We start from the raw sequence: 6,573 nt of genomic DNA, 5'->3' as shown, positions 1-6,573 counted from the left end.
CTATTTAATCGCCGCTTGCAAAGGGGCATTGTGTGGGATTGTGCGAAGAAAAACGTAACGGCGGGTAAACACGAGGTTTTTTCCTGAACCGCGTGACGCGCTTTTGTTTTCCGCCGCGTATGATAGTTTCACTATTCACAATCGATTACGGAGAGATGTGATGTCGGATAAACGCGTTGTCATGGTTGTCGATATGCAAAACGGGGTTTTTGAGACACCACGCCGCCAGCGCGAGCGACAACGAGGTATGGCGGACGCTGACCGTACCGGGTAATCCGGTCTACGTGAAACCCGTCGATACAATTGTTACGCAATGGTCTGCGAACTAAGCCATTTTACGCAGGTCTCATGAGTCATCGCATTATCAATACGTATATCACCTTTTGCTGCGGTGAATACCGCAGTGGACGTACCGCTGTACACAGCAACGGCCAGAACGATAAGAAGTTAGCAGGAGAGCATGATGTTTAAGTCTTTTTTCCCCAAGCCGGGTCCTTTTTTTCTCTCGGCGTTTGTTTGGGCGCTCATCGCCGTCATATTCTGGCAGGCTGGCGGCGGCAAATGGTTGTTGCAGTGGGTGGGAGCAAGCGGCAACGTGCCGATCAGCGCGGCGCGTTTCTGGTCGCTGGATTACCTGGTGTTTTATGCCTATTACCTGTTTTGCGTCGCGGTGTTTGCCCTGTTCTGGTTTATCTATAGTCCGCACCGCTGGCAGTACTGGTCGATTCTGGGCACCTCGCTGATTATTTTCGTCACCTGGTTTCTGGTGGAGGTGGGCGTCGCGGTTAACGCCTGGTACGCGCCGTTCTATGATCTTATCCAGACCGCACTGTCGTCGCCGCACAAAGTGGCTATCGGCCAGTTTTACCACGAGGTCGGTGTGTTCCTCGGCATTGCGCTGATTGCGGTCGTGATTGGCGTACTGAACAACTTTTTTGTCAGCCACTACGTGTTTCGCTGGCGTACCGCGATGAACGAACACTATATGGCGCACTGGCAGTATCTGCGTCATATCGAAGGCGCTGCGCAGCGTGTACAGGAAGACACCATGCGTTTTGCGTCGACCCTTGAGGATATGGGGGTGAGCTTTATTAACGCCATCATGACGCTGATTGCGTTTCTGCCGGTGCTGGTGGCGCTGTCGCCGCACGTGCAGGAGTTGCCGATTGTCGGTCACATTCCGTATGGTCTGGTGATTGCCGCCATTGTCTGGTCGCTGATGGGGACCGGGTTGCTGGCTGTGGTGGGGATTAAACTGCCGGGTCTGAACTTTAAAAACCAGCGCGTGGAAGCGGCCTACCGTAAAGAGCTGGTCTATGGCGAGGACGATCCGCATCGCGCGACGCCGCCGACGGTGCGCGAGCTGTTTAGCGCGGTGCGCCAGAACTATTTCCGTCTCTATTTCCACTACATGTATTTCAACATCGCCCGTATTTTATATCTGCAGGTGGATAACGTTTTCGGTTTGTTCCTGCTGTTTCCGTCGATTGTTGCCGGTACGATAACGTTGGGTTTGATGACGCAGATCACTAACGTTTTTGGACAGGTACGCGGCTCGTTCCAGTATCTGATAAGTTCCTGGACCACGCTGGTTGAGCTGATGTCCATCTACAAGCGTTTGCGCAGTTTTGAGCATGAACTGGATAAACAAATCCCCCAGGAAGCGACGCAAACATTTAGCTAACAAGGACGCGTCGTGGCGACAGCCCGACAACGCCGGATATCCACGACGGTGACGTTCCTCACCGGGTTAATCCTGGTCGGGTCCAGCGTATGGCTCAGAAATAGCGACGCAAGCGCAGCACGAAGGCGAAGACGCCAAGGATGGCGCAGCCGGCGAGAAAAGGCACCAGACCGAACAGCGTGCTGACGCCGAGACCTATCTCGACCCGCGGACGGGCGCTGTCCTGTAGCTGCATCAGGTGCTCAAATATTCCTGGCGCATGCACCAGCAGGTTTAACAGCTGTGCGCCAGCCCAGAAGCAGAACAGCACAAACAGGGCATAAGCAATATTGCCTGGAGTGGCAGACGCTTTTGTTTTCCCGCGAAAGAGGGGTTTAGATAAGGTGAAATCAGCCATCACGACCTCCTGATGCTTTTACCAGCAATGCTCAGATGAGTGTGACAGTAGAACCCCGTTGTCAATATCAGATTTATGGTAATTTTGGTTAAGGAATACTCCTAATTGCCCGCGTTGCGATTTCGGTCCCGTCACCGTCTCCCCCCCTGAGAATGTAAAAAAATTGCTAACTATCGCGCAGACGGCGGGCGTCGAATATGCGACGATGCTTTCTTTCGACGTGGGGCTGCTATGAAGTTACCTGATAAAATTCGCCGCGACTGGCACTACTACGCCTTTGCCATTGGGTTGATTTTCATCCTTAACGGCGTGGTCGGTCTGTTGGGATTTGAGGCGAAAGGCTGGCAAACCTATGCCGTCGGGCTGGTTACCTGGGTTATCAGTTTCTGGCTGGCGGGGTTGATCATCCGCCGTCGTCCTGATGATTCGACGGCGGAGTCATAAGCCGGGGTTACCCGTTCATGGATGTTTTAAGCGCGCTGTTGGCCTGATGGCGCTCCAGCGCTAAATCGATCAGACGCGAGATAAGGCTGCGGTAATCGAGCCCGCTCGCCTGCCACAGTTTTGGATACATGCTGATGTTGGTAAAGCCAGGCAGCGTGTTGATTTCATTGATAACAACGTCATTTTCCGGCGTCAGGAAAACGTCAACGCGTGCCATGCCGCTGCATCCCAGCGTCTGGTACGCCTGAATGGCGATCGCCCGGATCTTATCGTTTACCGCCGGATCAATATCGGCAGGGACTACCACCTGCGCGCCGTTATCGTCGATGTACTTGGTATCGTAGGCGTAAAACTCGCTGTTAAGCACGATTTCACCGCAGGTGCTGGCCTGGGGGTCGTCATTGCCGAGCACGGCGCATTCGATCTCGCGGCCGATAATTCCCTGCTCGATGACCACCTTGTGGTCGAATTCAAACGCCAGCGCGACCGCCTGCTGGTACTGCGCTTCGTTTTTCACCTTGCTGACGCCCACCGAAGAGCCCTGGTTTGCCGGTTTGACAAACAGCGGCAGGCCGAGCTTTTCACTCACTTCGGCAAAGGACACGCGCTGGCGGTTGGCCCGCGTCAGGGTGATGAAAGGGGCGATGTTAAGCCCCGCGTCGCGCAGCAGGCGCTTGGTGACATCTTTGTCCATGCAGGCCGCGGAGCCCAGCACGTCGGAGCCGACGAACGGCAGATTGGCCATCCGCAGCATGCCCTGTAGCGAACCATCTTCCCCCAGGGTGCCATGCACAATCGGAAAAATAACGTCAATCGCAGGCAGCGGCTGACCGCTGTCGGCGTTGATAAGCTGCTGGCTTTCCTTACCCGGGATTTGCGCCAGCGTCACATCGGAGGGGCGCAGCGCGATATGCGCCGGGTCGTGGTCGTTGAGCAGGTAGTTACTGGCATCGTTAACGTGCCATTGTCCCTGCTTATCAATCCCCAACAGTACGACGTCAAAACGCGTTTTATCCATCGCCTCGACGATGTTCTTCGCCGACTGTAGCGATACCTCATGCTCAGATGATTTACCGCCGAACACGACTCCCACCCGCAACTTAGCCATTTCCACTTCCATCAACAGAAAACATAAAGCGGATACGATAGCACGTCGCTGCGACTGCTTCCGCCCTTTTCCATTGCAGGGGGAAAACGCGGGAATCTGAGGTAAGGATAACGCGCTGCACAGGGGGTTAATTAGCGTGATATTAGTCACATAATTTTATCTTTGTAAGATAAAACACCAAAGTCGCGGCAACCGCATCTCTGGGTGAACCGCCGTTTCAGAGATCTTGTTATGCTGAGGGTTATAGACCCAAAAAAGATCGTACGTCGTTATGGAATCCTGGAAGGTTAACCTTATTTCCGTCTGGTTCGGCTGTTTTTTTACCGGACTTGCCATCAGCCAAATACTGCCGTTTTTACCACTCTATGTTTCGCAGCTCGGCGTGACCTCACATGAAGCGTTGTCGATGTGGTCGGGGCTGACCTTCAGCGTGACATTCCTGGTGTCAGCTATCGTCTCGCCGATGTGGGGGAGTCTCGCGGACAGCAAAGGACGCAAGCTGATGCTGCTGCGCGCTTCGCTCGGCATGGCGGTGGCCATTTTGCTGCAGGCCTTTGCCACCAACGTCTGGCAGCTATTTTTCCTGCGGGCGGTGATGGGGCTGACCTCCGGCTATATTCCTAACGCGATGGCGCTGGTGGCCTCGCAGGTGCCGCGCGAGCGCAGCGGCTGGGCGCTCAGTACGCTGTCAACGGCGCAAATCAGCGGAGTGATAGGCGGGCCGATGCTGGGCGGTTTTCTCGCTGACCACGTGGGCCTGCGCGCGGTGTTTTTGATTACCGCTATCCTGCTGATGGTCAGTTTTCTGGTCACCCTGTTTTTGATCAAAGAGGGCGGCAGACCGAACGTGGGCCGCGCAGAACGACTGAGCGGCAGGGCGGTGTTCGCCACGTTGCCCTGTCCCGGGCTGGTGATTAGCCTGTTCGTCACCACCATGGTTATCCAGATGTGCAACGGCTCCATTGGGCCGATTCTGGCGCTGTTTATCAAATCAATGGCGCCGGACAGCAATAATATCGCCTTTTTAAGCGGCATGATTGCCGCGGTGCCGGGTGTGTCGGCGCTGATATCCGCTCCGCGTCTGGGCAAACTCGGCGACCGGATTGGCGCGCACCGCATCCTGCTGGCGACGCTGTTTTGCGCCGTTGTCATGTTCTTCGCGATGTCGTTCGTCACCTCGCCGCTGCAGCTGGGTATTCTGCGTTTCCTGCTGGGGTTTGCCGACGGGGCGATGCTGCCAGCGGTACAGACGCTGCTGCTCAAGTATTCGAGCGATCGGGTCACCGGGCGCATCTTTGGCTATAACCAGTCGTTTATGTATCTCGGCAACGTCGCCGGGCCGCTGATCGGCGCTTCTGTGTCGGCGATGGCCGGGTTTCGTTGGGTGTTTGTCGCGACTGCCGTCGTCGTTTTGCTGAACCTGTTGCAGCTTGCCCTGATGCTGCGCAAACGCGATCGGGCGCAGGTACGGTAGCGAGCGGAGCGCTTTTTCGCTTCGTCAGGTGGTTTTTTTCGTTTCTATGTCCAGACTTACTGTGATACCTCACAGAAGGATGGTGCTATGAAAATAACATTACTGGTTACGTTACTGTTTGGTCTGGTGTTGATGACGACGGTGGGGGCAGCAGAGAAAACGCTGACGCCACAGCAGCAGAAGATGACGGTCTGCAACGAGCAGGCGTCGTCTAAAGCGTTGAAGGGAGATGCAAGGAAATCTTTTATGAGCGAGTGTCTGAAGAAGGACAGCGCGAAAACGGATGAGAAAACCCTGACGCCGCAGCAGAAAAAAATGCAGGCATGTAATGCCGAAGCGGGTCAGAAAGCCCTTAAGGGTGAGGATCGCAACAAGTTTATGAGTACCTGCCTAAAGAAAAACGGCTAATCAGGCAGGGTGAGCCGCCGTCGGGCGGTTCACCCTCAACCCTCAGGATTTACTCAGCTTCTCTGATTTTTCCATGCACTTCACCATCGCCTCGATCACCGCCGCGCGGAAGCCTTTTTGTTCCAGCACGCGAACCGCTTCGATCGTGGTTCCGCCCGGCGAGCAGACCATGTCCTTGAGCTCGCCTGGATGGGTACCGGTTTCCAGCACCATTTTGGCCGAACCCATGACCGCTTGCGCGGCGAATTTATAAGCCTGAGCGCGCGGCATACCGCCGAGCACAGCCGCATCGGCCATCGCTTCGATAAACATAAACACATAGGCTGGCGCGGAGCCGCTGACGCCGACCACCGGGTGGATCATCGGCTCGGCAATCACTTCCGCTTCGCCAAAGCAGCGGAAGATGTTCAGCACATTGGCCGTATCTTCCGGCGTCACCAGCGCGTTTGGCGTCACCGAGGTCATACCGGCATTCACCAGCGACGGCGTGTTCGGCATGGCGCGGACGATTTTACGGTCGTGGCCCAGCGCGCGCGCCAGCTGTTCGAGCGTGACGCCCGCGGCAATCGACACCACCAGAGAGTCTTTATTCAGGCTGGACGCGACTTCGCTTAGCACTTTCACCATCATGGCGGGCTTCACCGCGCCAAAGACGATATCGGCAATCTGAGCGACCTCCTGGGCGCTTTCGGCGGCGTTCACACCGTACCGGTCGTGCAGGGCCGCCACTTTATCGGGGGACGGGGTGTAGACCCAAATTTGACCTGGCAGCACCTGGCCGCTGGCGATAAGGCCACCGAGAATAGCTTTACCCATATTGCCGCAACCGATAAAACCGATTTTTTTCTCCATAACGTCTCTCCCTCTGCGTGTTATTGATTGTGCGTTATAGCTTATCACCTTGTTGCGCGGTTGTGGCTTTGCAGCAGGAAGGAAAGCAGGCGACAATGAGCGCAGATAAGGTAACAGGAGTGAATATGGCTATTTGGGTGGATGCGGATGCGTGTCCGAATGTGATTAAAGAGATCCTGTTTCGCGCCGCGGAGCGTACGCAAACG

General features: G+C 55.5%; 7 protein-coding genes and 1 pseudogene. 5 read left to right on the top strand and 3 right to left on the bottom strand.

The window, feature by feature from the left end; translation table 11 throughout:
• Window positions 1-463 precede the first annotated feature (463 nt).
• Entirely contained in the window at window positions 464-1,684 is a 1,221-nt protein-coding gene (gene sbmA / locus JO226_RS07845; protein ID WP_293546319.1) for a peptide antibiotic transporter SbmA, read from the top strand.
• Between the two features lie 94 nt (window positions 1,685-1,778).
• On the opposite strand, the gene JO226_RS07840 is transcribed toward sbmA, so the two are convergent.
• Window positions 1,779-2,081: a DUF2755 family protein gene (locus JO226_RS07840; protein WP_293546317.1), complete on the bottom strand. Its 303-nt coding sequence runs from the start codon at window positions 2,079-2,081 to the stop codon at window positions 1,779-1,781.
• Window positions 2,082-2,312: 231 nt separating this feature from the next.
• On the opposite strand from JO226_RS07840, the gene JO226_RS07835 reads away from it, so the two are divergent.
• Complete coding sequence (locus tag JO226_RS07835; RefSeq protein WP_293546315.1) at window positions 2,313-2,525, top strand: DUF2754 domain-containing protein; 213 nt, start codon at window positions 2,313-2,315, stop codon at window positions 2,523-2,525.
• A gap of 7 nt (window positions 2,526-2,532) precedes the next feature.
• On the opposite strand, the gene ddlA is transcribed toward JO226_RS07835, so the two are convergent.
• Entirely contained in the window at window positions 2,533-3,633 is a 1,101-nt protein-coding gene (ddlA, locus tag JO226_RS07830) for a D-alanine--D-alanine ligase (RefSeq protein WP_293546312.1), read from the bottom strand.
• Between the two features lie 271 nt (window positions 3,634-3,904).
• On the opposite strand from ddlA, the gene JO226_RS07825 reads away from it, so the two are divergent.
• Together JO226_RS07825 and psiF are read left to right on the top strand one after the other, a co-directional pair.
• Window positions 3,905-5,107: a multidrug efflux MFS transporter gene (locus JO226_RS07825; RefSeq protein ID WP_293546309.1), complete on the top strand. Its 1,203-nt coding sequence runs from the start codon at window positions 3,905-3,907 to the stop codon at window positions 5,105-5,107.
• Between the two features lie 87 nt (window positions 5,108-5,194).
• A complete protein-coding gene (gene psiF, locus JO226_RS07820) occupies window positions 5,195-5,515 on the top strand; it encodes a phosphate starvation-inducible protein PsiF (RefSeq protein WP_293546306.1) in 321 nt (106 codons plus the stop codon).
• A gap of 42 nt (window positions 5,516-5,557) precedes the next feature.
• Here psiF and proC read toward each other — a convergent pair whose 3' ends face one another.
• Window positions 5,558-6,367, bottom strand: coding sequence for a pyrroline-5-carboxylate reductase (gene proC / locus JO226_RS07815; RefSeq protein ID WP_293546303.1), 810 nt, complete (start codon window positions 6,365-6,367; stop codon window positions 5,558-5,560).
• A 125-nt stretch (window positions 6,368-6,492) separates the two neighbouring features.
• On the opposite strand from proC, the pseudogene JO226_RS07810 reads away from it, so the two are divergent.
• Window positions 6,493-6,573: pseudogene (locus tag JO226_RS07810) on the top strand (YaiI/YqxD family protein); the annotation flags it as partial.

Source organism: Pluralibacter sp. (assembly GCF_019237635.1).
Taxonomy (GTDB): Bacteria; Pseudomonadota; Gammaproteobacteria; order Enterobacterales; family Enterobacteriaceae; genus Enterobacter_B.
The sequence above is the reverse complement of the archived record's forward strand: the minus strand, read 5'-3'. Positions and strand labels throughout refer to the sequence as shown.

Coding starts and splice junctions, on each gene's coding strand:
- sbmA (WP_293546319.1), top strand. CDS start 464: ATGTTTAAGTCTTTTTTCCCCAAGCCGGGTCCTTTTTTTCTCTCGGCG.
- JO226_RS07840 (WP_293546317.1), bottom strand. CDS start 2,081: ATGGCTGATTTCACCTTATCTAAACCCCTCTTTCGCGGGAAAACAAAA.
- JO226_RS07835 (WP_293546315.1), top strand. CDS start 2,313: ATGAAGTTACCTGATAAAATTCGCCGCGACTGGCACTACTACGCCTTT.
- ddlA (WP_293546312.1), bottom strand. CDS start 3,633: ATGGCTAAGTTGCGGGTGGGAGTCGTGTTCGGCGGTAAATCATCTGAG.
- JO226_RS07825 (WP_293546309.1), top strand. CDS start 3,905: ATGGAATCCTGGAAGGTTAACCTTATTTCCGTCTGGTTCGGCTGTTTT.
- psiF (WP_293546306.1), top strand. CDS start 5,195: ATGAAAATAACATTACTGGTTACGTTACTGTTTGGTCTGGTGTTGATG.
- proC (WP_293546303.1), bottom strand. CDS start 6,367: ATGGAGAAAAAAATCGGTTTTATCGGTTGCGGCAATATGGGTAAAGCT.